The 21,877-nt window shown below is 67.6% G+C and carries 23 protein-coding genes; 11 read left to right on the top strand and 12 right to left on the bottom strand.

The features are described from left to right. Positions 1 to 38: 38 nt before the first annotated feature. The 4 genes from HD557_RS26745 to rsmG all read right to left on the bottom strand — a co-directional run bounded on the left by HD557_RS26745 (position 39) and on the right by rsmG (position 3,088). A complete protein-coding gene (locus HD557_RS26745) occupies positions 39 to 1,079 on the bottom strand; it encodes a ParB/RepB/Spo0J family partition protein (protein ID WP_196876096.1) in 1,041 nt (346 codons plus the stop codon). Between the two features lie 18 nt (positions 1,080 to 1,097). Then, complete coding sequence (locus HD557_RS26740) at positions 1,098 to 1,277, bottom strand: hypothetical protein (protein WP_196876095.1); 180 nt, start codon at positions 1,275 to 1,277, stop codon at positions 1,098 to 1,100. Continuing rightward, positions 1,274 to 2,269, bottom strand: coding sequence for a ParA family protein (locus HD557_RS26735; RefSeq protein ID WP_269210665.1), 996 nt, complete (start codon positions 2,267 to 2,269; stop codon positions 1,274 to 1,276). Before HD557_RS26735 ends, HD557_RS26740 begins: the two co-directional genes overlap by 4 nt. Positions 2,270 to 2,353: 84 nt before the next feature. Continuing rightward, positions 2,354 to 3,088, bottom strand: a complete 735-nt coding sequence (gene rsmG, locus HD557_RS26730; RefSeq protein WP_307785717.1) for a 16S rRNA (guanine(527)-N(7))-methyltransferase RsmG — start codon at positions 3,086 to 3,088, stop codon at positions 2,354 to 2,356. A gap of 289 nt (positions 3,089 to 3,377) precedes the next feature. On the opposite strand from rsmG, the gene HD557_RS26725 reads away from it, so the two are divergent. The 3 genes from HD557_RS26725 (at position 3,378) to HD557_RS26715 (ending at position 5,015) form a co-directional block, all read left to right on the top strand. Continuing rightward, positions 3,378 to 3,686: a GIY-YIG nuclease family protein gene (locus HD557_RS26725; RefSeq protein ID WP_196876094.1), complete on the top strand. Its 309-nt coding sequence runs from the start codon at positions 3,378 to 3,380 to the stop codon at positions 3,684 to 3,686. A gap of 20 nt (positions 3,687 to 3,706) precedes the next feature. After that, positions 3,707 to 4,027 carry a hypothetical protein gene (locus tag HD557_RS26720; RefSeq protein WP_196876092.1) on the top strand — a complete coding sequence of 107 codons (321 nt, stop codon included), beginning with the start codon at positions 3,707 to 3,709 and terminating at the stop codon, positions 4,025 to 4,027. 232 nt (positions 4,028 to 4,259) lie between these two features. Next, complete coding sequence (locus HD557_RS26715) at positions 4,260 to 5,015, top strand: L,D-transpeptidase family protein (RefSeq protein WP_196876090.1); 756 nt, start codon at positions 4,260 to 4,262, stop codon at positions 5,013 to 5,015. A 133-nt stretch (positions 5,016 to 5,148) separates the two neighbouring features. Here the strand turns inward: HD557_RS26715 and HD557_RS26710 are convergent, their stop codons facing one another. From HD557_RS26710 to rpmH, 5 genes are read right to left on the bottom strand one after another with little or no spacing between them, the layout of a single operon-like run. Next, positions 5,149 to 5,655 (bottom strand): Jag family protein, encoded by a 507-nt coding sequence (locus HD557_RS26710; RefSeq protein WP_307785716.1) that lies wholly within the window; start codon positions 5,653 to 5,655, stop codon positions 5,149 to 5,151. Between the two features lie 11 nt (positions 5,656 to 5,666). Next, positions 5,667 to 6,659, bottom strand: a complete 993-nt coding sequence (yidC, locus tag HD557_RS26705) for a membrane protein insertase YidC (RefSeq protein ID WP_008355525.1) — start codon at positions 6,657 to 6,659, stop codon at positions 5,667 to 5,669. A 4-nt stretch (positions 6,660 to 6,663) separates the two neighbouring features. Continuing rightward, positions 6,664 to 6,987, bottom strand: coding sequence for a membrane protein insertion efficiency factor YidD (yidD, locus tag HD557_RS26700; protein WP_008355528.1), 324 nt, complete (start codon positions 6,985 to 6,987; stop codon positions 6,664 to 6,666). Then, positions 6,984 to 7,337: a ribonuclease P protein component gene (gene rnpA, locus HD557_RS26695; protein ID WP_196876087.1), complete on the bottom strand. Its 354-nt coding sequence runs from the start codon at positions 7,335 to 7,337 to the stop codon at positions 6,984 to 6,986. Before rnpA ends, yidD begins: the two co-directional genes overlap by 4 nt. Before the next feature lie 25 nt (positions 7,338 to 7,362). Then, positions 7,363 to 7,500, bottom strand: coding sequence for a 50S ribosomal protein L34 (gene rpmH, locus HD557_RS26690; protein WP_008355531.1), 138 nt, complete (start codon positions 7,498 to 7,500; stop codon positions 7,363 to 7,365). A 549-nt stretch (positions 7,501 to 8,049) separates the two neighbouring features. Here rpmH and dnaA point away from each other — a divergent pair. The 3 genes from dnaA (at position 8,050) to gnd (ending at position 12,490) form a co-directional block, all read left to right on the top strand. Further along, the gene (gene dnaA, locus HD557_RS26685) at positions 8,050 to 9,777 is read left to right on the top strand and encodes a chromosomal replication initiator protein DnaA (protein WP_008355533.1); all 1,728 of its coding nucleotides are present in this window, start codon (positions 8,050 to 8,052) and stop codon (positions 9,775 to 9,777) included. A 606-nt stretch (positions 9,778 to 10,383) separates the two neighbouring features. Continuing rightward, the gene (gene dnaN, locus HD557_RS26680) at positions 10,384 to 11,523 is read left to right on the top strand and encodes a DNA polymerase III subunit beta (RefSeq protein WP_008355535.1); all 1,140 of its coding nucleotides are present in this window, start codon (positions 10,384 to 10,386) and stop codon (positions 11,521 to 11,523) included. 76 nt (positions 11,524 to 11,599) lie between these two features. Next, positions 11,600 to 12,490, top strand: a complete 891-nt coding sequence (gnd, locus tag HD557_RS26675) for a phosphogluconate dehydrogenase (NAD(+)-dependent, decarboxylating) (protein WP_008355537.1) — start codon at positions 11,600 to 11,602, stop codon at positions 12,488 to 12,490. 39 nt (positions 12,491 to 12,529) lie between these two features. Here the strand turns inward: gnd and HD557_RS26670 are convergent, their stop codons facing one another. Both HD557_RS26670 and HD557_RS26665 read right to left on the bottom strand, forming a co-directional pair. After that, a complete protein-coding gene (locus tag HD557_RS26670; protein ID WP_196876085.1) occupies positions 12,530 to 12,928 on the bottom strand; it encodes a DUF2752 domain-containing protein in 399 nt (132 codons plus the stop codon). Between the two features lie 22 nt (positions 12,929 to 12,950). Continuing rightward, the gene (locus HD557_RS26665; protein WP_008355542.1) at positions 12,951 to 13,373 is read right to left on the bottom strand and encodes an NINE protein; all 423 of its coding nucleotides are present in this window, start codon (positions 13,371 to 13,373) and stop codon (positions 12,951 to 12,953) included. A gap of 29 nt (positions 13,374 to 13,402) precedes the next feature. On the opposite strand from HD557_RS26665, the gene recF reads away from it, so the two are divergent. The 5 genes from recF (at position 13,403) to HD557_RS26640 (ending at position 20,853) form a co-directional block, all read left to right on the top strand. After that, positions 13,403 to 14,551 (top strand): DNA replication/repair protein RecF, encoded by a 1,149-nt coding sequence (recF, locus tag HD557_RS26660; RefSeq protein WP_196876084.1) that lies wholly within the window; start codon positions 13,403 to 13,405, stop codon positions 14,549 to 14,551. Next, positions 14,544 to 15,128 (top strand): DUF721 domain-containing protein, encoded by a 585-nt coding sequence (locus HD557_RS28500; protein WP_196876082.1) that lies wholly within the window; start codon positions 14,544 to 14,546, stop codon positions 15,126 to 15,128. The genes recF and HD557_RS28500 overlap by 8 nt, the downstream gene beginning before the upstream one ends. A gap of 355 nt (positions 15,129 to 15,483) precedes the next feature. After that, complete coding sequence (gene gyrB, locus HD557_RS26650) at positions 15,484 to 17,547, top strand: DNA topoisomerase (ATP-hydrolyzing) subunit B (RefSeq protein ID WP_008355550.1); 2,064 nt, start codon at positions 15,484 to 15,486, stop codon at positions 17,545 to 17,547. Between the two features lie 49 nt (positions 17,548 to 17,596). Further along, positions 17,597 to 20,296: a DNA gyrase subunit A gene (gene gyrA / locus HD557_RS26645; RefSeq protein ID WP_196876081.1), complete on the top strand. Its 2,700-nt coding sequence runs from the start codon at positions 17,597 to 17,599 to the stop codon at positions 20,294 to 20,296. Next, complete coding sequence (locus HD557_RS26640) at positions 20,296 to 20,853, top strand: DUF3566 domain-containing protein (protein WP_008355554.1); 558 nt, start codon at positions 20,296 to 20,298, stop codon at positions 20,851 to 20,853. The genes gyrA and HD557_RS26640 overlap by 1 nt, the downstream gene beginning before the upstream one ends. Here HD557_RS26640 and HD557_RS26635 read toward each other — a convergent pair. Next, a complete protein-coding gene (locus HD557_RS26635; protein ID WP_196876080.1) occupies positions 20,796 to 21,800 on the bottom strand; it encodes a hypothetical protein in 1,005 nt (334 codons plus the stop codon). The two genes, HD557_RS26640 and HD557_RS26635, sit on opposite strands and share 58 nt — an antisense overlap. Positions 21,801 to 21,877: the final 77 nt, after the last annotated feature.

The raw sequence follows: 21,877 nt of genomic DNA, 5'->3' as shown, positions 1-21,877 counted from the left end.
CTAGCTATTTGTCGACAAAACGCTTTATCGCTTGATGTCTAAATGGATTCGTCCGCAGGCGGCGACATCAGCTCGACGATCCGTCGCAGGTCGTCCAGCGTGGCGAACTCGACGGTGATCTTCCCCTTGGAGCGCCCTAGATCGACCTTGACGCGGGTGTCGAAGCGGTCCGAGAGCCTGTCGGAGATCTCCTTGAGCCCCGGCGCACTCGGCTTGGCCCGGCGCACGCGGGGCGTGGCGAAGGCGTCGCCGTCCGGGTCGCCGAGAGCGACGATCTCCTCGAGGCCGCGCACGGAGATGCCCTCCGCGACCACCTTCTGGGCGAGCTTGTCCTGCTGGGCCTCGCCGTCGACCGCGAGCAGCGCCCGGGCGTGGCCGGCGGAGAGCACGCCCGCGGCGACCCTGCGCTGCACCGACGGCGACAGCTTCAGCAGCCGGATCGTGTTGGAGATCTGCGGCCGCGACCGGCCGATCCGCTGAGCGAGCTCGTCATGCGTACAGGCGAAGTCGTTGAGCAGCTGCTGGTAGGCGGCCGCCTCCTCGAGGGGGTTCAGCTGCGAGCGGTGGAGGTTCTCCAGGAGCGCGTCGCGCAGCATGTCGGTGTCATCGGTCTCGCGGACGATCGCCGGGATGACATCGAGGCCGGCCTGCTGGGTGGCGCGCCAACGGCGCTCACCCATGACCAGTTCGTAGGAGTCGGTGTCCACCTTCCGCACGACGATGGGCTGCAGAAGGCCGATCTCACTGATCGAATGGACCAGTTCGGCCATCGCCTCCTCGTCGAAGACCTGACGAGGCTGCACGTGGTTCGGGTGGATCTGCTTGACCGGGAGTTCGGCGAAATATGCGCCGTCGACGGGCGCCAGATCCGAATTCTCGATCTGGCGGCCTTCCGCCGAGTCGGTGGACCCAGGGTCCACGGCTGGGCCAGAAGTCGCTCCAGCGGAAAGGTCCGAATGACGGACGTCAGGCTGGACAGAAGCGCTGTCCGTCGACTCGTTTCCGCTGGTGGCAGGAGCGGTCGGGATCAGCGAGCCCAGACCCCGTCCGAGACCACGCTTCGGCGGCTGCTTGCTCATATTTCGGTGTCCCCCATGTCAGTTTCTTGCTGCTTCGCGGGTGGTCTCGACAGGCTCGACCACCGATGTTTCGCCGGCTTCGCGGGTGGTCTCGACAGGCTCGACCACCGATGTTTCGCCGGCTTCGCGGGTGGTCTCGACAGGCTCGACCACCGATGTTCCACCGGCTTCGCGGGTGATCTCGACTAGCTCGATCATCCCTGCTCGCCCTGTTTGGCGAGCTCCTTGGCGGCCTCGAGATAGCTCAGGGCGCCCGGCGAGCCCGGGTCGTACGTCATCACCGTCTGCCCGAACGACGGCGCCTCGGACACGCGCACGGCGCGGGGGATGAACGTGCGCATGACGGTGTCGCCGAAGTGCTCGCGGACCTCCTCGGCGACCTGCGAGGCGAGGCGGGTGCGGGCGTCGTACATCGTGATCAGCATCGAGGAGACCTTGAGCGACGGGTTCAGCGCGGCGCGCACCATCTCGACCGTCTTGAGGAGCTGACCGAGACCCTCCAACGCGTAGTACTCCGCCTGGATCGGGATCATCACCTCGGTGCTCGCGACGAGCGCGTTGACCGTCAGCAGGCCCAGCGACGGCGGGCAGTCGATGAGGACGTAGTCCCAGCGGTCCTCCGCGTCGCCGACGCGAGGGGACTTCGCCAACGCCGTCTTCAGGCGCTGCTCACGACCCTCCTCCTCGACGAGCTCGACCTCGGCACCGGCCAGGTCGATGGTCGCCGGCACGAGCTCGAGCCCGTCCAGCTTCGGCACCGGCACGACGACGTCCTCGATCGCCGCACCCTCGACCAGGACCTCATACGTCCCCGGAGTGCCCTGGTAGTGGTCGACGTCGAACGCGGTGCAGGCGTTGCCCTGCGGGTCGAGGTCGATGACCAGCACCTTCTGGCCGAGCTGGGCCAGCGCGGCCGCGATGTTCACCGTCGAGGTGGTCTTGCCGACCCCACCCTTCTGGTTGGCGGAGACGATCACGCGCGTGCTCGCCGGCCGCGGCAGCGGCGGCCGGTTGCTCGCGGCGCCGCGCGCCAGGAGCGTGTGCTCGGCGGCAGCGGCCAGCGGCGTCGTCTCCGTGGCGAAGTCGTTCTCGAAGGATGCGATGTCGCCGGCCGTACGGAGCCTGATCGACACCGGCTCGTCGGTTTCACGTGAAACGGCGTTCTGTGCGCTCTCGTCGTCGTACGGCATAGTTCCTAATCCTCCATAGCCGGTGGTCGAGCTTGTCGAGACCACCCGGTGGTCGAGCCTGTCGAGACCACCGCGTTGTGCGCGTCAGCGGCGCTTCTTCCGGGACCCACCCTTGGACCCCTTCTGGCCGCCCTTCGGGACCGGCGGCCAATCTACCCGTGCGGGATCCGACCAAACCACCCGAACCGCGACAGTTGTCGTCTCCAAAACGCCTACACCGAGCTCCGAGACCGTCGGAGGGGCGCATCCCCACTTCTTCAGCTCCGAGTCGGCCTCCGCGATCTCCGCCTCGATGCTCGACCCCTTCATCGCGACGAGCGCTCCGGTGGGAACCACCAACGGCATCGACCAGTCGAGCAGCTTCCCCAGGCCGGCGACCGCTCGCGAGGTCACCACGTCGAACCCGAGCTCACCGTGGAAGGCATCCGCCCTCCCCCGCAGCACCGTCACGTTCTCGAGCCCGAGATCCTCGGCGACCTCCTCGAGAAAGGTCGTACGCCGCAGCAGCGGCTCGATCAGCGTGATCTGCAGATCCGGGCGGGCGATCGCGAGGACCAGGCCCGGGAGCCCCGCGCCGGAGCCGATGTCCGCCACGGCGACCCCTTCCGGGATCACCTCGCCGAGCACGGCGCAGTTGAGGATGTGCCGGTCCCACAGCCGCGGAACCTCTCGGGGCCCGATCAGACCTCGCACCACCCCGGCGTCCGCCAGCCAGGCCGCGTACCTCTCCGCGAGCTCCAGCCGATCGGCCGGAAAGACCTTCTCCCCTCGGGGATCGATCTTCCCGAGACCCTCCACACCCTCACGCTCCTCGCTCACAGATCAAACTGTTTCACGTGAAACGCACAACCCAGAACTTCCCGCCCTAAACAACCGTGCCCCCCTGGTGGTCGAGCCTGTCGAGACCACCCCGTCCGCTCCACGCGTGGTCTCGACAAGCTCGACCACCGACGCGAGAGCCCTCGCCGAGACCGACCGGCCCTGCCGGTGGTCGAGCCTGTCGAGACCACCACCCCTCACCACCCCCGAGGTCTCGACAAGCTCGACCTCCGGATCGGCTCGACCTCGTACTCAGAAACTGTCGGTGGTCCCGCTCATGATGAGCGGCATGGCTTACACCTACATGCTTCTCTGCGCAGACCGAACCCTCTACGTCGGCAGCACGACCGACCTCGAACGCCGGATGTCCGAGCACCGCGTGGGCCTCGGCTCGGAGTACACCCGCCATCGCCTCCCCGTGCAGCTGGTCTGGTACGAGCAGTACGACAACGTCGCCCATGCCTTCGACCGGGAGAAGCAGCTTCAGAACTGGAGCCGCGCGAAACGGCTCGCGCTCATCAGAGGACAGCTCGGCGACCTCCCACGCCTCGCCAACACGTCGCAGACGCCGCACCCCTTGGACCCGCCCCCGCAGTGAAGGTCATCTCGACAAGCTCGATGACCGAGCACCTCCCGTCCGAGGTCATCTCGACAAGCTCGATGACCGAGCACCTCCCGTCCGAGGTCATCTCGACAAGCTCGATGACCGGCACCACGGTGGTCGAGCCTGTCGAGACCACCACCCCCAACCACAGCCCCTCGACAAGCTCGGTGACCCGAAGAACGGTGGTCGAGCCTGTCGAGACCATGACCCCAACGAGAGTCATCTCGACAAGCTCGATGACCGCAAGCACGGTGGTCGAGCCTGTCGAGACCACGACACCGACCCCGCACACACCGTGGTCTCGACAGGCTCGACCACCACCCCGTTTCACGTGAAACACACCCACCAACAACCCCCTCGAGCGACCACGTCCCGACGAATCCAGAGAAGGGTCCGGAAAGGGGTCTCAGGGGCTCCCGGTGCGCTAAAGTCCGCGAGCAGCCATCGCGCAATCTGATGCAACCGCGCACGCTGCTCGAACGTCTTAGTCGTAGAACGTCGCACCCCGAGTGCGACCCCAGCGGCCCGCCCGACCGGGCCACGATTCCTTGACCCCACGGAGATGATGTGAACGTCCGTAGAACCCCGGTGGCGATCTTCCTCACCACCCTCCTTGCCCTGGGATTCTCCCTGGGCTCGATCGCGGCGCCCGGCGGCGCCCAGGCCAGTGCGCCGTCGGCCTCCATCGGCCAGACCGGCTTCCACACGGCCTACACCGTCCTCTACCAGCAGGGCTCGACCGGCATCGGGGTGCGGAGGGTTCAGGCTCGCCTCAAGGAGCGGCGCATCTACACCGGCCGCGTCACCGGCAACTACGGCTCCAAGACCACCGGCGCCGTCAAGGTCTTCCAGCGCAACCAGCACCTGGCCATCACCGGCAAGGTCAACCAGCGCACCCTCGACCGCCTCCGCTCGCTGACGAGCACCCCGACCGACGCGGCGCTCTACAACCTCGACCGCCGCTGCCTCACCGGCCGAGTGCTCTGCGTCGACAAGACCGACCGCCGGATGCGCTACGTACGCGCCGGCAAGATCGTCCGGGCGATGGATGCCCGCTTCGGTTGCGCGGACACCAAGACCCGCGAGGGCGCCTTCAAGGTCTACCGCAAGAGCCGCAACCACGTCTCGTCGATCTACCACACGCCGATGCCGTACGCGATGTTCTTCAACGGCGGCCAGGCCGTGCACTACTCGCCCGACTTCGCCGCCCGCGGCTACAACGGCTGCTCCCACGGCTGCGTGAACGTCCGCAACAAGTCGTCCATCGCGTGGGTCTTCGACCAGATCCGCATCGGCGACCGGGTCATCGTCTACTGGTCCTAGCCGGACGGTGGTCGAGCTTGTCGAGACCACCACACCGAGATGGCGCGGTTCCCCCGTTCCACGTGAAACATCCGCACAAAGAAGATCGCCCCTCGTGCCAGTCGGCACGAGGGGCGATCTCTTTGTGTCAGCGTCACTCAGGCAGGACGACCACGTAGCGTCGCGGCTCCACACCGGAGGACTCGGAGGTGAGTCCCGCGGCGGCGACGGCGTCGTGGACGACCTTCCGCTCGAACGGCGACATCGGCTTGAGCGAGACCGGCGCACCGGACTCCTTGACCTTCGCGACGGTCTCCTCGGCAAGCGCCATCAGCGTCGAGCGACGGTCGGCGCGGTAGCCACCGACGTCGAGCATCAGCCGGGACCGCTCGCCGGTCTCGCGGTAGACAGCGAGCCGGGTCAGCTCCTGGAGCGCGTCCAGGACCTCTCCGTGCCGGCCGACCAGCTGCTGCAGGTCGCCACCGACGATCGAGACCGCGGCACGGTCGCCCTCGACGTCCATGTCGAGGTCACCGTCCAGGTCGGCGATGTCGAGGAGCTCCTCGAGGTAGTCCGCCGCGATGTCACCCTCCTGCTCGAGCTGCTTGAGGCGCGTCTCTTCGGTGACCGCGTCTTCAGTCTCGGTCACGGTCTCGCTCACGTCCTGAGTCGTCACTTGGTTCCCCCGTTCTTCTGGGTCGTGGAGCGACCGGCGCTCGTGCCGGCCTTCTTCCGCTGGCTCCTGGTCTGGTTCTTGGGCTGCGTACGCGTCGCGGAGCGCTTCTCCGCCTCCGCCGCCTCGTTGGCCTCGGCGATGTCGATCTCCGCGTCGGTCAGGCCCTTCTTCCGGCGCTTGGCCTTGTCACGCTCCTGCTTCGCCTCGAACGCCGGAGTGCCCGGGGCCGGGTTGTTGCGGATCACGTAGAACTGCTGGCCCATGGTCCACAGGTTGGAGGAGGTCCAGTAGAGGATCGTTCCGACCGGGAAGGCGATACCACCGACGGCGAACACGACGGGGAGGACGTAGAGCAGAAGCTTCTGCTGCTGGGCGTACTGTCCGGTCATCGCGTCGGCCGGCATGTTCTTCGACATCAGCTGACGCTGGGTGAGGAACGTGGTGGCGATCATCGCCACGACCAGGAAGCCGGTCAGGAAGTACGTGCTGGTGTGGTCGGCCGTCGTGAACTGGTCCGAGAGCAGCGAGCCGAGCCAGGTCGACGTGGCGAACTCGTGGGCGGCCTCGTCGCTCAGGAATCCCTTGCCGATGCCGTCCGAGGCGTGCTCGAGCATCCGGAACAGGACGAAGAAGATCGGCATCTGCAGCAGCAGCGGCAGGCAGGACGCGAACGGGTTGGTGCCCGAGTCCTTGTAGAGCTTCATGGTCTCGTTGGCGAGCTTCTCGCGGTCGTGACCGTACTTCTTCTGAAGCTCGCGGACCTTCGGCTGCAGCAGCTGCATGTTGCGGCTGGAGTTGATCTGCTTCACGAACAGCGGGATCAGCAGCGCTCGGATGGTCACGGTCAGGCCGACGATGGCCAGAGCCCACTGCCAGCCTTCAGACGGAATGACGTACGCGAACGCCTTCTGCCACACGAGCAGGATGCCCGAGATGGCGTAATACAGCGGTGTTGCGATCCATCCGAACAGATCGCCTATGGCTCCCACGGAATCAGGCTCCTCGGTTTGGGGAGTCCGCACTTACACGGACAACGTCTTCAGGGGTTTTGGTAGGTACGGGATCGAAGCCCCGGGTCTTGGCCCAGGGGACGCACCGGGCCAGACGGCGCGCCGTCAGCCAGCTCCCGCGCCACGGGCCGTGCGTCCTGACGGCCTCGAGTCCGTACGCCGAGCACGACGGGTAGTAGCGGCACACATCGCCGTAGAGCGGACTGACGAGAGTCCGCCACACGTGCAGCAGCCCGATCAGGACGGACGCGACCAGGTGGTCGAACCTGTCGAGGCCGCCACGTACGACGCGGACTGCTGTGCTCATCGGAGCACCCGCTCCAGGCAGCGCCGCAGATCGGCGCCGAGCGCGTCGTAGTCGGCGTCGGCGGCAGCGGGAAGCGCACGGACCACAAGCACAGCAGAGCCCGGGAGTCCGCTCAGGGACTCCCGGGCCTGATGACGCAGTCTGCGCTTCACACGATTCCGGACGACGGCCGGGCCGACGGCCTTGCTCACCACGAAGCCCACCTGCGGGTCGCCCTCCCGAGTGGCATCGCTGCCGGTGTCGGGGAGGAGCAGATGGACCACCAGGCTCTTCGAGCCCGCGCGCTTGCCTCGTCGTACCGCTTCTTTGAAGCCCGACGAATCGATCAGTCGATGACGACGTGGCAGCACGCGCGTGGTGGCTGAGGCCGGGGCCTCAGACGGTCAGGCTCGCGCGACCCTTGCGGCGGCGCGCCGCGAGGATGGCACGGCCGGCGCGGGTGCGCATGCGCAGGCGGAAACCGTGCGTCTTGTGACGGCGGCGGTTGTTCGGCTGGTAAGTACGCTTGCTCACGGGGTGCTTCCTTAGTGGTGTGGTGTGGTGGCCGGTCGCTCTTCCGGCACGAATGGGGTCGCCCTCGGTGTTTCCAGGCGGGCCGTTTCAACAAACACCGCCCGTCCGCGCCTCGGCGACCAAGGCGTGGACATGCGGCGTCCGTAGATTCGACGGACCTAGCAACGGTACGTGGACGGCGAAACCACGGTCAAACTCACGCCCTATCACATCCCTGTGATTATGCCTCCACCTGTGGAGGACGGGTTGCCCGTGGAGGTCGCCAGCCGGTAACTTCGTCCTCTACCGAGGTTTCCCTGCACATCGTCAGGAGCGTCGGCCGCATTCGGGGGGATGCCAAGCCGGGATCTATTTTTCCCGCCTGACCTGCCGAAACGGTCGGATTCTCGAGAACGGCGACGTGTCTCGGTTGGTCTCCGATGCCTACATTCGGGGATGCTCCACAGCTTGTGGAAAAGTCTGTGGAGGATGTAGACCTGACCGCTGCGTCAATCCAGGCTGCATCAAGACAAGACCACCCACCCGAGCCCTCAGGGAAGGCAGGAATCTGTGGAGCACTCCGGCCTCGCGCCAGAACCACAGCCAGATCTCCAGTCCGCATGGACGCGGGTGGTCGCCGAGCTTCCGCCGAACCAGCGAGCCTGGCTCCGGGACAGTGAGCCGCTCACCCTGCACGGGTCGACCGCGATCGTCGAGGTCCCCAACGACTTCATCCGTAACCAGATCGAGGGCCGCCTGCGCGGCACCCTGGAGAAGTCGCTCGGTGAGATCTTCAACCGCGAGATCCGGATCGCGGTCACCGTCAACCCCGACATCGAGGTCACGCCCGACCCCGACACCCAGGCGATCATGATCTCCGAGCGCGAGATCGCTGCTGCCGACGCGGCCGCGGCCGCGCTCCAGCAGAACGCCTTCCCGAACCCGTCGGCCTTCCCGCACCAGTCGGTCTACCCGACCAACGCGCCGGGCCTGATCCCCGGCGTCCCGCCGGCCACCGAGATGCCGCGCGAGGAGCCCGGGGCCCCTGTCGCCTACGCGGCACCGCAGGCTCCGACCGTGCCGCCGCCCACTCAGCAGCCGTCCCAGCCGGCAGGTCATGACGACGTACGTCCCGACTATGCCGATATGTCGACAAATCCCCCGGCCCCTCCGGTGGCTCCCATCGAGGAGCCGGTCCCGCCGCGGCCGCTCGTGCCCGGTCCGCCGACACGGGCGAGCGAGCCGAGCCACAACGTCCTCGAGACCCGGCTGAACCCGAAGTACACCTTCGAGACCTTCGTCATCGGGTCGTCCAACCGGTTCCCGCACGCGGCCGCGGTCGCGGTCAGCGAGGCGCCGGGCAAGGCCTACAACCCGCTGCTCGTCTACGGCGAGTCCGGTCTGGGCAAGACCCACCTGCTGCACGCGATCGGTCACTACGTCCGGAGTCTCTACTCCGGGGCGAAGGTGCGCTACGTCAGCTCGGAGGAGTTCACCAACGAGTTCATCAACGCGATCCGCGACGACCGGCAGGACCGGTTCAAGCGGCGCTACCGCGATGTCGACGTCCTGCTGATCGACGACATCCAGTTCTTGGAGGGGAAGACCCAGACGCAGGAGGAGTTCTTCCACACCTTCAACACGCTCCACAACGCCAACAAGCAGATCGTGCTCACCTCCGACCGCCCGCCCAAGCGGCTCGAGGCGCTCGAGGACCGGCTGCGCAACCGGTTTGAGTGGGGCCTGATCACCGACGTGCAGCCGCCGGACATCGAGACCCGCATCGCGATCCTTCGTAAGAAGGCGGCGATGGAGCGGCTCACCGCGCCGCCCGACGTGCTCGAGTTCATCGCGAGCAAGATCCAGACCAACATCCGTGAGCTCGAGGGCGCGCTGATCCGGGTGACGGCGTTCGCCAACCTCAACCGGCAGGACGTCGACCTGACCCTGGCCGAGATCGTCCTCAAGGACCTGATCCCGGAGGGCGGCGAGCCCGAGATCACCGCCGGCCTGATCATCGCCCAGACCGCGGCCTACTTCGGGCTGTCGATCGACGAGCTCACCGGCCCCTCGCGTGGGCGCCACCTCGTCATGGCCCGTCAGATCGCCATGTACCTGTGCCGTGAGCTCACCGAGGACTCCCTGCCCAAGATCGGCAAGCACTTCGGCGGCCGCGACCACACGACCGTGATGTACGCCGAGCGGAAGATCAACCAGCTCCTCGCCGAGCGCCGAGCCGTCTTCAACCAGGTCTCCGAGCTCACCAACCGCGTCAAGATGCAGGCGCGCCAGGCCTAGCCGAACCAGCAGTCGTACGCGGCCGCCGCCCCTTCCGGGTCGGCGGCCGTTTCGCGTTTTGGGATTTGGAAAACCCACAGGACGAGATTTGCCAGGTTGTCCACAGCCCACAGGTTGGGTGGAACCTGTGGAGAACCGGCCGTTCAAATGGGATGGAAAAGGGGATGGCCTGTGCACAAAACACCGGAACGGGCCGACAACTCTCCACAGCCCACAGTGACGTGCGTCATTTCAGCAAGGCGTCCACACCCCCTGTGGAATCACATTTCCTGGCTTGACCAGGTAAAACGGCGATCATCCACATTTCCCACAGATGCTCTTACGACGTAAGAAACTATTTATGTCCATGGATCCTCGGTGAAATTCCACGAACGCCCTTCCCTGGGGACAACCCGCTCCGCGCTTCGAGCGCCCTGGACGCTTGTGCAGAGACGACAGGGCTGAGCGCTTACCGGTTGTCGGCGGTCCGTGGCAGGATGCGTACTCCAGGTCATGTCAACGCGGGGGCGTTCCGGAACCGGTGGCGTCTTCCCCCAGGTTCAAGCACAGCCCGGGCCACATGTCCTCACACGCCCCGATGTCGAGTTAGAAGAAGGACAGGTCATCGTGAAGTTCCGCGTCGACCGCGACGTGTTCGCGGATGCCGTCGCCTGGGCTGCCCGCAGCCTTCCGGTACGCCCCAGCACCCCGGTGCTCTCCGGCCTCCTGATCGAGGCGGGCCACGAGGGCCTGGTGCTCTCGACGTTCGACTACGAGACCTCCGCACGGGCGACGCTGTCGGCCGAGGTCGCCGACGAGGGCAAGGCACTGGTCTCGGGCAAGCTGCTCGCCGACATCTGCCGCAGCCTCCCGGCCAAGCCGGTCGAGATGGTCACCGACGGTGCCCGCGTCTCGCTCACCTGTGGGAGCGCCCGGTTCAGTCTCCAGACCATGCCGGTCGAGGACTACCCGACCCTGCCGGAGATGCCGACCGCGGCCGGCACCGTGAAGTCGGAGCTGTTCGCCCACGCCGTCGCCCAGGCCGTGACCGCCGCCGGCCGCGACGACATGCTCCCGGTGCTGACCGGCGTGCGGCTCGAGATCGAGGGCTCCACGATCTCGCTGCTCGCCACCGACCGTTTCCGGCTCTCCCACCGCGAGCTCGAGTGGAACCCGGCGACCCCTGACGAGAGCCTGGCCGCGCTGGTCCCCGCGAAGGTGCTCGGCGACACCGCCAAGTCGCTGACCAGCGGCAGCGAGGTCACCCTGGCTCTGTCCACCACCGGCACCGGTGAGGGGATCATCGGCTTCGAGGGCGCGGCCGCGGGTGGCGTACGACGCACGACGACGCGCCTGCTCGACGGCGAGTTCCCGAAGGTGCGCAGCCTGTTCCCGGCCGAGCACCTCACCACCGCGCTGGTCGACAAGGCCTCCCTGGTGGAGTCGGTCAAGCGCGTCGCCCTGGTCGCCGAGCGCAACACCGCGGTCCAGATGGTCTTCGAGGACGGCGTGCTCACCCTCGACGCCGGTTCGGGCGACGAGGCCCAGGCGTCCGAGTCGATCGAGGCGACCATGGAGGGCGAGGGACTGACCACCGGGTTCAACCCGCAGTTCCTCCTCGACGGGCTGCAGGCCATCGACGAGCAGGTCGTCGAGCTCGCCTTCACGCAGGCTCCGAAGCCCGTGGTGATCAGCGGCAAGCCGGCCGAAGGTGGCGAGGAGCCGGGCTTCCGCTACCTGCTGATGCCGCGCCGCCTGCTCTCCTGATTTCTGTCGCTCGTAGGGTGGTCTCGACAAGCTCGACCACCGGGCACAAGCTCGACCACCGGATAAGGAACCTTGCATGGACATCGGACTCGTGGGTCTCGGCAAGATGGGTGGCAACATGCGCACCCGGCTGCGGGAGGCCGGTCACACCGTCGTCGGATACGACCGCAACCCGGACCTCGCCGACGTGGCGAGCCTGGCGGAGCTGGTCGAGGCGCTGCCCAGCCCCAAGGTGGTCTGGGTGATGGTGCCGGCGGGCGACCCGACGCATTCGACGATCGCCGAGCTCAAGGAGCTCCTCGGTGAGGGCGACCTGGTGGTCGACGGCGGCAACTCGAAGTACACCGACGACGCCAAGAACGCCGAGAGCCTCGCCGAGAAGGGCATCGGCTTCGTCGACTGCGGCGTCTCCGGCGGGGTCTGGGGTCTCCAGAACGGCTACGCGCTGATGTACGGCGGCTCCGCCGAGAACGCCGCCAAGGTGATGCCCGCGTTCGAGGCGCTCAAGCCGTCCGGAACCGAGGACGGTCTGGTCCACTGCGGCTCGACCCCCGGCGCCGGCCACTTCTCCAAGATGGTCCACAACGGCATCGAGTACGCGATGATGCAGGCCTACGCCGAGGGCTGGGAGCTCCTCGACAAGGTCGACATCGTCGACAACGTCCCGGAGATCTTCGCCTCGTGGCGCACCGGCACGGTCGTACGTTCCTGGCTGCTCGACCTTCTTGTCGACCAGTTGCGCGCCGACGAGCACCTCGACAAGATCAAGGGCTACGCCGACGACTCGGGCGAGGGCCGCTGGACCGTCGAGGCCGCGATCGAGAACGCCGTCCCGATGCCGGCGATCTCGGCCTCGCTGTTCGCGCGGTTCGTCTCGCGCCAGGAGGACGACCACGCGATGAAGGCGATCGCTGCGATGCGCAACGGCTTCGGCGGGCACGCGGTGATCTCTGAGTCGGAGGCCTGAGCACCCGCCGCGCGGGGTGGTCTCGACAGGCTCGACCACCTAGATGGGGTCGATGACTCCGGTCAGGGTGAGGATCAGGCGCACGGCGCCGTAGGTGATGAAGAGCGCGAAGAGTCCGAGGACGACGGGGCTCTTCACGAGCTTGTCGAGATCGGCAGGGCGCTTCCCGGCCACCCGGGAGCGGACCGAGACCACGGCCAGGACGACGACGGCCAGGACGAGCACCGGACCGAACCAGTTGCTCGCCAGCGAGGAGCCGATGTCGCCGTGCATGAGGTAGACCCACGACCGGGTCAGGCCACAGCCGGGGCAGGGCAGACCGGTGAGTGCACGGAACGGGCAGAGCACCGGGCCGTCCTCGATGCCGCCGGCCGGCAGGAGCGCAGCGATCACCACCCCGCCGACGCCGATGGCGGCGGTGACCTCCGTGGAGCTCACCGCCGCAACGCGTTGACGCAGGTCAGGCGAGGGGTTTGCCGTCGACATCCGGGAACTTTCTGATGGCGACGAGCACGATGTCGATGAGCGACCAGATCCCGAAGCCGCCACAGGTGACCAGCTTGAGGACACCGAGCCCGATCTGACCGACGTAGAACCGGTCGACACCGAACCCACCCAGGAAGATCGAGAACAGCAGGGTGATCAGCCACTCCCGGCTCGAGAAGACGCCGGGGATCTGTTTCACGGGAAACCATTGCTGGTCGGTGCCGAGGCTCGCCGGGGTGTCCGACTTGATCTGGCCCGCCGCAGCCATCTGGGCGAGCTGCTGGACCGGGTAGGGCCCATGGACCTGGCCCATCACCGACAGGTAGAAAGGCCCGGCCGGCTCGCCAAGGGCGGGTTGCCCTGGAGGCGGGCCGTAAGGGTTGGGAGACTGGGTCATGCAGGCACCTTAACGAGAGAGGAAACCCGATGTACGTCTCACACCTCTCTCTGCACGACTTCCGCTCGTACCCGAACGTCGAGGTCCCGCTCGAAGCGGGCGTGACCGCCTTCGTCGGGCGCAACGGCCAGGGCAAGACCAACCTGGTCGAGGCGATCGACTACCTCTCCCGCCTGCAGTCCCACCGGGTCGCCACCGATGCCCCGCTCGTCCGGGCCGGCGCCGAGCAGGCCGTCGTGCGCGCCGCCGTCGTGCGGGACGGTCGCACCGCGACGCTCGAGGTCGAGATCAACGCCGGCCGTGCCAACAAGGCCCGCATCAACAAGAGCCCGCTCCCCCGCACCCGCGACCTGGTCGGCCTGGTCCGCACCGTCGTCTTCTCCCCCGAGGACCTCACCCTCGTCAAGGGCGACCCCTCCGACCGGCGGCGGTTCCTCGACGACCTGATGATCCTGCGCGCCCCGCGACTGGCCGGCGTACGCAGCGACTACGACCGCGTCCTCAAGCAGCGCAACTCCCTGCTCAAGACCGCCGGGCTCGCGCGCGGGTCCGCGCGCGAGGGTGCGCTCGCCACCCTGGCCGTCTGGGACGACCACCTCGCCACCATCGGTGCCGAGATCCTCTCCCAGCGGCTCTCCCTGGTCGAGGCGCTCAAGCCGTACGTCGGCAAGGCCTATGAGACGGTCGCCCGCGGCGCCAGCCGCGACGACGCCGAGATCACCTACAAACCGGTGGTCGAGCCTGTCGAGACCACCGCCCCGAGCGTCGAGACCCTCCGCCAGGCCATCCTCGAGGAGCTGGCAAGGCGTCAGAAGGACGAGCTGGACCGCGGCATCAGTCTCGTCGGTCCCCACCGCGACGACCTGCTCCTCCACATCAGCGCCGGCGCCGAGCGGCTCCCGGTGAAGGGCTATGCCAGCCACGGCGAGTCCTGGTCCTTCGCGCTGGCGCTCCGGTTGGCGGCGTACGACCTGCTGCGGGCCGACGGGGACGACCCGATCCTGATCCTCGACGACGTCTTCGCCGAGCTCGACAGCCAGCGGCGGGTCCAGCTGGCCGAGCTGGTCGCCGACGCCGAGCAGGTCCTGGTCACCGCCGCGGTCCCCGAGGACGTACCCGCCGCTCTCGCGGGTGCCCGCTACCACGTCAAGGCCGGCGAGGTGACCCGCGGTGAGTGACGAGCCGAGGTCTGAACGCAGTGGCCTCGAGCCTGTCGAGACCACCGCCGAAGGCGGTGAGGAAGAACCCGAGAAGCGCCCCGACGGGCTCGACCTCGCCCGGTCCCTGACCCGGGCGACCGCGAAGATGCCCGCGCCCAAGGCCGGGATGCGGAAGAAGCGGCGTCCGCCCGACGGCGCGACGCGACGCGGCATGGTCTCCGGCGCCCGCCCCGACGACCGCGACCCCCAGCTCATCGACTCGGTGGTCAGCCGGATGGTCGACGACCACGGCTGGGACACCTCGCTCCGGGTCCACGGCGTGATGGCCCGCTGGCCCGACATCGTCGGCGAGGAGATCGCCGACCACACCACCCCGGAGTCGTACGCCGACGGCAAGCTGTCCGTCCGCACCGACTCGACCGCATGGGCCACCCAGCTGAAGCTGCTGGCGCCCAACCTCGTCAAGCGGCTCAACGAGGAGCTCGGGCACGGAACCGTCCTCGTCATCGAGGTGCTCGGCCCGCACCTCCCCTCGTGGAAGAAGGGTCCGCGAGGCGTACGCGACGGCCGCGGACCCCGCGACACCTACGGCTGAGGGCGGCTCCAGAACGTGCCATGAACAGGTGTTCGAGCCTCATCGCATGAGCCGCGATCTGCCGCTCTGAGCGCCCCGTGGACGTATAGGGACTCACCGAGCCCCCTGCTGAGGGCGCAGAGACACCGTCAGGAGACGTACAGACGGCCATTTCGGTCACAGTTGCCCCTCAGGACAGGCCGCGTGCGTGGAATCCGGGGTTCTACGGGGTAACATAGAGGTTGGGTCGATCGTCCTAGGTTTTACTTCCCCGGCGCTGGTCGGCCCGTTGCATGCCCGACCGACACCACGTCCGTATCCGGACCGAAATGACAGGTGGATCGCACCGGTGACCGCTGCCGACCAGACGACTCCCATGCCGGACGACCAGACCGCCGACGGAGTCGCATACGACGCGTCTGCCATCCAGGTCCTCGAAGGACTCGAAGCGGTCCGCAAACGACCGGGTATGTACATCGGGTCGACCGGAGCCCGCGGCCTCCACCACCTCATCTGGGAGATCGTGGACAACGCGGTCGACGAGGCGCTCGCCGGCTACTGCGACACCATCAAGGTGACGCTGCGCGAGGACGGCTGGGTGAGCGTCGCCGACAACGGCCGGGGCATCCCGACCGACACCGCGGCCGGCCAGGAGATCCCCGCCGCGACCCTGGCGCTGACCGTCCTGCACGCCGGCGGCAAGTTCGGCGGTGGCGGCTACAAGGTCTCCGGTGGTCTGCACGGTGTCGGCTCCTCTGTGGTGAACGCGCTCTCGACCAACCTCCACATGGAGATCAAGAACCGGGGCCGCCTGTGGGAGCAGGAGTTCACCCGCGGCGTACCCGACTACGACCTGCGCGAGGTCCGCGAGCTCGAGGAGGGTGAGCGCACCGGCACCACGATCTCGTGGAACGCCTCCGCGGAGATCTTCGAGTCGACCGACTACAACCTCGAGACCATCTCGAGCCACTTCCGCGAGACGGCGTTCCTCAACAAGGGGCTGCGGATCGAGCTGCGCGACGAGCGTCCGCAGGCCTCCGCGATCGCCGAGGCCGTCGAGGACGGCACCATCGAGTCCGACACCGACAGCGCCGACGAGCTGCACGGCACCGGTAACGGCGAGCGGGTGCTGGAGCAGTCCTTCTACTACGAGCGCGGCCTGGCCGACTACGTCGACCACCTCAACAAGCGCAAGACCCCGGTCTCCAGCATCATCGCCTTCGAGGCCGAGACCGACGACAAGGCGCCCAACCCGATGAGCGTCGAGATCGCGATGCAGTGGCAGGCGTCCTCCTACAACGAGTCGGTCCACACCTTCGCCAACACGGTCAACACCCCCGGCGGCGGCACCCACGAAGAGGGTTTCCGCGCCGCGCTCACCACCCTGATCAACCGCTGGGGCGAGGAGTGGGGTCTGATCAAGAAGAAGGAGGACCGGCTCACCGGTGACGACATCCGTGAGGGTCTCACCGCGATCATCTCGGTGAAGATCAGCGAGCCGCAGTTCGAGGGTCAGACCAAGGACAAGCTCGGCAACACCGAGGTCAAGGGCTTCGTGCAGGGCGCGGTCAACGACCAACTCGGTGCCTGGCTGGAGCAGAACCCGGCCGAGGGCAAGGAGGTCATCCGCAAGTCGATGGCCGCGGCCTCGGCCCGGATCGCGGCCCGCAAGGCCCGCGACCTGGCCCGCAACCGCAAGGGCATCGGTGGCGGTGGCGGTCTGCCCGGCAAGCTCGCCGACTGCCAGTCGACCAACCCCGAAGAGTGCGAGATCTTCATCGTCGAGGGTGACTCCGCGGGCGGCTCGGCCAAGTCCGGCCGCGACCCGCGCATCCAGGCGATCCTCCCGATCCGAGGCAAGATCCTCAACGTCGAGAAGGCCCGGATCGACAAGGTGCTCGCCAACCAGGAGGTGCAGTCGATCATCTCCGCGCTGGGCACCGGCGTGCACGACGACTTCGACATCAACCGGCTGCGCTACCACAAGATCGTGATGATGGCCGACGCCGACGTCGACGGTCACCACATCAACACGCTGCTGCTGACGCTGCTGTTCCGGTTCATGAAGCCGCTGATCGAGCAGGGCTACGTCTACCTCGCCCAGCCGCCGCTCTACCGCCTGCGCTGGAACAAGCCCGCCGAGCACGAGTTCGTCTACTCCGACGCCGAGCGCGACGCGCTCATGCGCGACGGCCTCGAGCAGGGCAAGAAGCTCCCCAAGGAGAACCCGGTCCAGCGCTACAAGGGTCTGGGCGAGATGAACGCCGACGAGCTGTGGGAGACCACGATGGACCCCTCGCAGCGACTGCTGCTGCAGGTCACCCTCGAGGACGCCGCGCACGCCGACGAGATCTTCTCCATCCTCATGGGTGAGGACGTCGCCGAACGGCGCTCCTTCATCCAGCGCAACGCCAAGGACGTCCGATTCCTCGATATCTGAGTCTCGCCGAGGCCCTAGATACCGATAGACGCACGCAGAAAGTGAAATCGTGACCGAGACTCCTCCGGAAGGCCCCGGGCAGACCTCTGCCGGCGGCCGGATCGAGACCGTCGAGCTGCAGTCCTCGATGCAGGCCAGCTACATCGACTACGCGATGGCTGTCATCGTCGGCCGGGCGCTGCCGGACGTACGCGACGGTCTCAAGCCCGTCCACCGGCGGGTGCTCTACGCGATGTACGACGGTGGCTACCGCCCCGACCGCGGGTTCTCCAAGTGCGCCCGCGTCGTCGGTGAGGTGATGGGTAACTACCACCCCCACGGCGACTCGGCGATCTACGACACCCTGGTCCGGCTGGCGCAGCCGTGGGTGCTGCGCTACCCGCTGATCCACGGCCAGGGCAACTTCGGCTCGCCCGGCAACGACCCGGCCGCGGCCATGCGTTACACCGAGTGCCGGATGGCACCGCTGGCGCTGGAGATGGTCCGCGACATCACCGAGGACACCGTCGACTTCGGCCCCAACTACGACGGCCGCTCCCAGGAGCCGTCGATCCTGCCCTCGCGGTTCCCCAACCTCCTGGTCAACGGCTCGGCCGGCATCGCCGTCGGCATGGCGACCAACATCCCGCCGCACAACCTGCGTGAGGTCGCCTCCGGCGCGAAGTGGGCGCTCGAGCACCCCGACGCCACCCGTGAGGAGCTCCAGGACGCGCTGATCGAGCGGGTCAAGGGCCCCGACTTCCCCAACGGCGCGCTGATCGTGGGCCGTGAGGGCATCGAGCAGGCCTACCGCACCGGTCGTGGCTCGATCACCCAGCGTGCGGTGATCGACGTCGACGAGGACAACAAGGGCCGCACCACCCTGGTCATCACCGAGCTCCCCTACATGGTGAACCCGGACAACCTGGCCCAGAAGATCGCCGACCTGGCCGACACCGGCAAGGTGCAGGGCATCGCGGACGTCAAGGACAACACCTCCTCCCGCACCGGGCAGCAGCTCGTGGTCGTGCTCAAGCGTGATGCGGTCGCCCGTGTCGTACTCAACAACCTGCTCAAGCACACCGAGCTGCAGACCAACTTCTCCGCCAACATGCTGGCGCTGGTCGACGGTGTGCCGCGCACGCTGTCGATCGACCAGTTCATCTCCAACTGGGTCGAGCACCAGATCGACGTCATCCGGAGGCGTACGGCGTTCCGGCTGCGCAAGGCCGAGGAGGACGCCCACATCTGGCGCGGTCTGGTCAAGGCTCTAGACCAGCTCGACGCGGTCATCGCGCTGATCCGCTCCTCCCCCGAGGTCGACGACGCCCGCCAGGGCCTGATCCGGCTCCTCGAGATCGACGAGATCCAGGCCAACGCGATCCTCGACATGCAGCTGCGTCGCCTCGCGGCCCTGGAGCGGCAGAAGATCATCGACCGCCTCGCCGAGCTCGAGCTGATCATCGCCGACCTCGAGGACATCCTCGCCAACGTCGCCCGTCAGCGTCAGATCGTCAGTGACGAGCTCGACGAGATCGTCGCGAAGTACGGCGACGACCGGCGTACGCAGATCATCGCGGCCGACGGTGACCTCTCCATGGAGGACCTCATCCCCGATGAGGAGCTGGTCGTCTCGATCACCCGCGGCGGCTACGCCAAGCGCACGCTCGCCAACGAGTACCGCACCCAGAAGCGCGGTGGGAAGGGCGTACGCGGCGCCACCCTGCGCGGCGACGACGTGGTCGAGCACTTCATCGCGACCACCAACCACCACTGGCTGCTCTTCTTCACCACCGCCGGCCGGGTCTACCGGATCAAGGCCTACAACCTGCCCGAGGCGGCGCGTGATGCCAAGGGCGGTCACGTGGCCGGGCTGCTCTCGTTCCAGCCAGACGAGTCGATCGCCCAGGTGCTCGCGATCCGCGACTACGAGCAGGCGCCCTACCTCGTGCTGGCGACCCGCTCCGGTCTGATCAAGAAGACCCGCCTCGGCGACTACAACTCGCCCCGTCAGGCCGGCGTCATCGCGATCAACTTCCGCGAGGACGACGACGAGCTGATCGGCGCCGAGCTGGTCAACTCCGAGGACGACATCCTGCTGGTCTCCCGCAAGGGCCAGGCGATCCGGTTCCGCGCCGACGACAACCAGCTGCGGCCGATGGGCCGGGCGACCTCCGGCGTCACCGGGATGAAGTTCCGCGACGGTGACTCCCTGCTGTCGATGTCGGTCATCCGGGCCGAGCACGTCGCCGCCGAGATCGCGGCCGGACTCTCCGAGGCCAACGAGGACACCGCCGACGTGGCCGCTCCGGTCTCCGGCGCGGAGTCGCCGGACCAGGTCAAGGAGCAGTTCGTCTTCACCATCACCGACGGCGGCTTCGCGAAGCGTACGAAGATCTCCGAGTACCGGCTGCAGTCCCGCGGCGGTCTCGGCATCAAGACGATGGCCCTGGCCAACGCCGACCGCGGCGGTCTGGTCGGTGCGTTCATCGTGGTCGACGGCGACGAGGTTCTCTCGATCACCGCGTCCGGCCAGGTCGTACGCAGCCCGATCAACTCCGACTTCCGGGCGACCGGTCGCTCGACCCAGGGCGTGAAGTTCGTCTCGCCCAAGAAGGGTGACTCGGTCGCCGTCGTGGCGCGCTCCGTCGAGGCCCGCGAGGTCGACGATGAGATCGTCCCCGGGACAGAGGTTGCAGATGATGTAACAATCGATGGAGACGGCGAGCACGGAGCGCCGTCCGAGACGACGACGGAAGATGAATCCTGATGACGGACCGCACCGCCGACAGCACGACTGGGGGAGTCGCGATGACCGAGCGGAACGAGACCGCAGCACAGCCGGTGACCCAGCGGATCACTGACACCGTGGCCAACGCTGCCAGGCGTACGACCTCGGCGGTCGCCTCGACCGCCCGCACCTCCGGCCCAGCCGGCGCGGAGCGGGCCGCGGTCAGCGGCTCGGCCCGCCGTGCCCGGCTGAGCCTGAGCCGGATCGACCCGTGGTCGGTCATGAAGATGGCCTTCCTGCTCTCGATCGCGCTCAGCGTCGTCGTGATCGTCGCCGTCTTCGTCATCTGGTCGGTGCTCGGCGCCGCCGGTGTCTGGGACTCGATCAACCAGGCGGTCCAGGACGTCGTCGGTGACTCCAGCGCCGGCTGGAACGTGCAGGACTACCTCGGCCTCGCCCGCGTCATGGGCTTCACCATGGTCGTCTCGGTGGTCAACATCGTCCTGATGACCGCCGTCGCCACCCTCGCCGCGTTCCTCTACAACATGGCCGCCGCCCTGCTCGGTGGCGTCGAGGTCGAGCTCACCGAGAACTGAGCCGCACCCGCTTCTCTCAACCTGGGGAGGGCAGTCCGAACATGGTTCGGATGGCCCTCCCCAGGTTTCATTTGCATGATGCTTCGCAGGTGTCGCCGCATGGGCGCAGGTTTCCGGGCCATCCGTTCTTGGTGGTCCGCGTCGCGAGCCTGGTCTCGCCAGGAGTCGTGGCCGAGCGCACCGCCGAGCTCGACCACCAGCCGGTACGCCTCATACTCGACGTCGCGGTGCTGGTTTCCCGTGGAACCGACCCGGGGAGATTGGCGCCTGCCCGCTGGCAGGTCGTGGGGCCGCTCGACCTTGGTGAGGTAGCCGTGCTCGAGCACAGAGTGCGTGCCCGACGCCAGATCGTCCACCAATCCCTGGATGAGTTTGCGCCGGCGTAGGGAGTGCGCGCGGTCCAGCGCCGCCTGGAGACTGGCGGCGGTGACGTACGACCTGCTCGCCACCTCGGCAACCCGCCCGATCGCGTCGATCTCGGACGCCGCCTCGTTCGCCATCGCCAGAGCGTTGTCCTCGACCTTGAGACGTGGCGGCATGCCACCGTACGCCTTGAGCTTCAGCCCGCGCATCCGGTGGACCACGATGCCTGGCTGAGGCATCACCTTGCGGGAGTGGTCGATCGCGACGTGGATCGGCCGGCCGTCGTCACGGCCCCTGGGCGCCTCGAGGCTGTCCCGGCAGAGCACGGCCGGGTCGGCGTAGAGCACCGCTGCCCAGGCCCGCTGCTCCCAGGTGAGCGGGCCGGTGTGGTCGATGTAGACGCGAGGGTGCACCCGGCGCAGCTCGTTGCGGCGTACCGCCCGCTCGACGTCGACCCAACTGAGCCCCCCAGCGGTCAGCTGGGCGTAGCTCGCGACCCCGTGCTGCATCCGCCGCTGAGCATCGAGCAAGCGAGCCGCATCCTCACGCGCGAAGATCGCCGCCAGGTCCTCCGAGTCGGACATGCTGGAACCCTAACCCTGGGGAGGCTCATCCGAACCAGGTTCGGACTGACCTTCCCAGGGTGGGCAGGGTGTCACCG

The organism is Nocardioides luteus (genome assembly GCF_015752315.1).
Taxonomy (GTDB): domain Bacteria; phylum Actinomycetota; class Actinomycetes; order Propionibacteriales; family Nocardioidaceae; genus Nocardioides.
This window is presented reverse-complemented; position numbering and strand designations above follow the sequence as displayed.

Coding starts and splice junctions, on each gene's coding strand:
- HD557_RS26745 (WP_196876096.1), bottom strand. CDS start 1,079: ATGAGCAAGCAGCCGCCGAAGCGTGGTCTCGGACGGGGTCTGGGCTCG.
- HD557_RS26740 (WP_196876095.1), bottom strand. CDS start 1,277: ATGATCGAGCTAGTCGAGATCACCCGCGAAGCCGGTGGAACATCGGTG.
- HD557_RS26735 (WP_269210665.1), bottom strand. CDS start 2,269: ATGCCGTACGACGACGAGAGCGCACAGAACGCCGTTTCACGTGAAACC.
- HD557_RS26725 (WP_196876094.1), top strand. CDS start 3,378: ATGGCTTACACCTACATGCTTCTCTGCGCAGACCGAACCCTCTACGTC.
- HD557_RS26720 (WP_196876092.1), top strand. CDS start 3,707: ATGACCGAGCACCTCCCGTCCGAGGTCATCTCGACAAGCTCGATGACC.
- yidD (WP_008355528.1), bottom strand. CDS start 6,987: ATGAGCACAGCAGTCCGCGTCGTACGTGGCGGCCTCGACAGGTTCGAC.
- gnd (WP_008355537.1), top strand. CDS start 11,600: ATGGACATCGGACTCGTGGGTCTCGGCAAGATGGGTGGCAACATGCGC.
- HD557_RS26665 (WP_008355542.1), bottom strand. CDS start 13,373: ATGACCCAGTCTCCCAACCCTTACGGCCCGCCTCCAGGGCAACCCGCC.
- recF (WP_196876084.1), top strand. CDS start 13,403: ATGTACGTCTCACACCTCTCTCTGCACGACTTCCGCTCGTACCCGAAC.
- gyrB (WP_008355550.1), top strand. CDS start 15,484: ATGCCGGACGACCAGACCGCCGACGGAGTCGCATACGACGCGTCTGCC.
- HD557_RS26640 (WP_008355554.1), top strand. CDS start 20,296: ATGACGGACCGCACCGCCGACAGCACGACTGGGGGAGTCGCGATGACC.
- HD557_RS26635 (WP_196876080.1), bottom strand. CDS start 21,800: ATGTCCGACTCGGAGGACCTGGCGGCGATCTTCGCGCGTGAGGATGCG.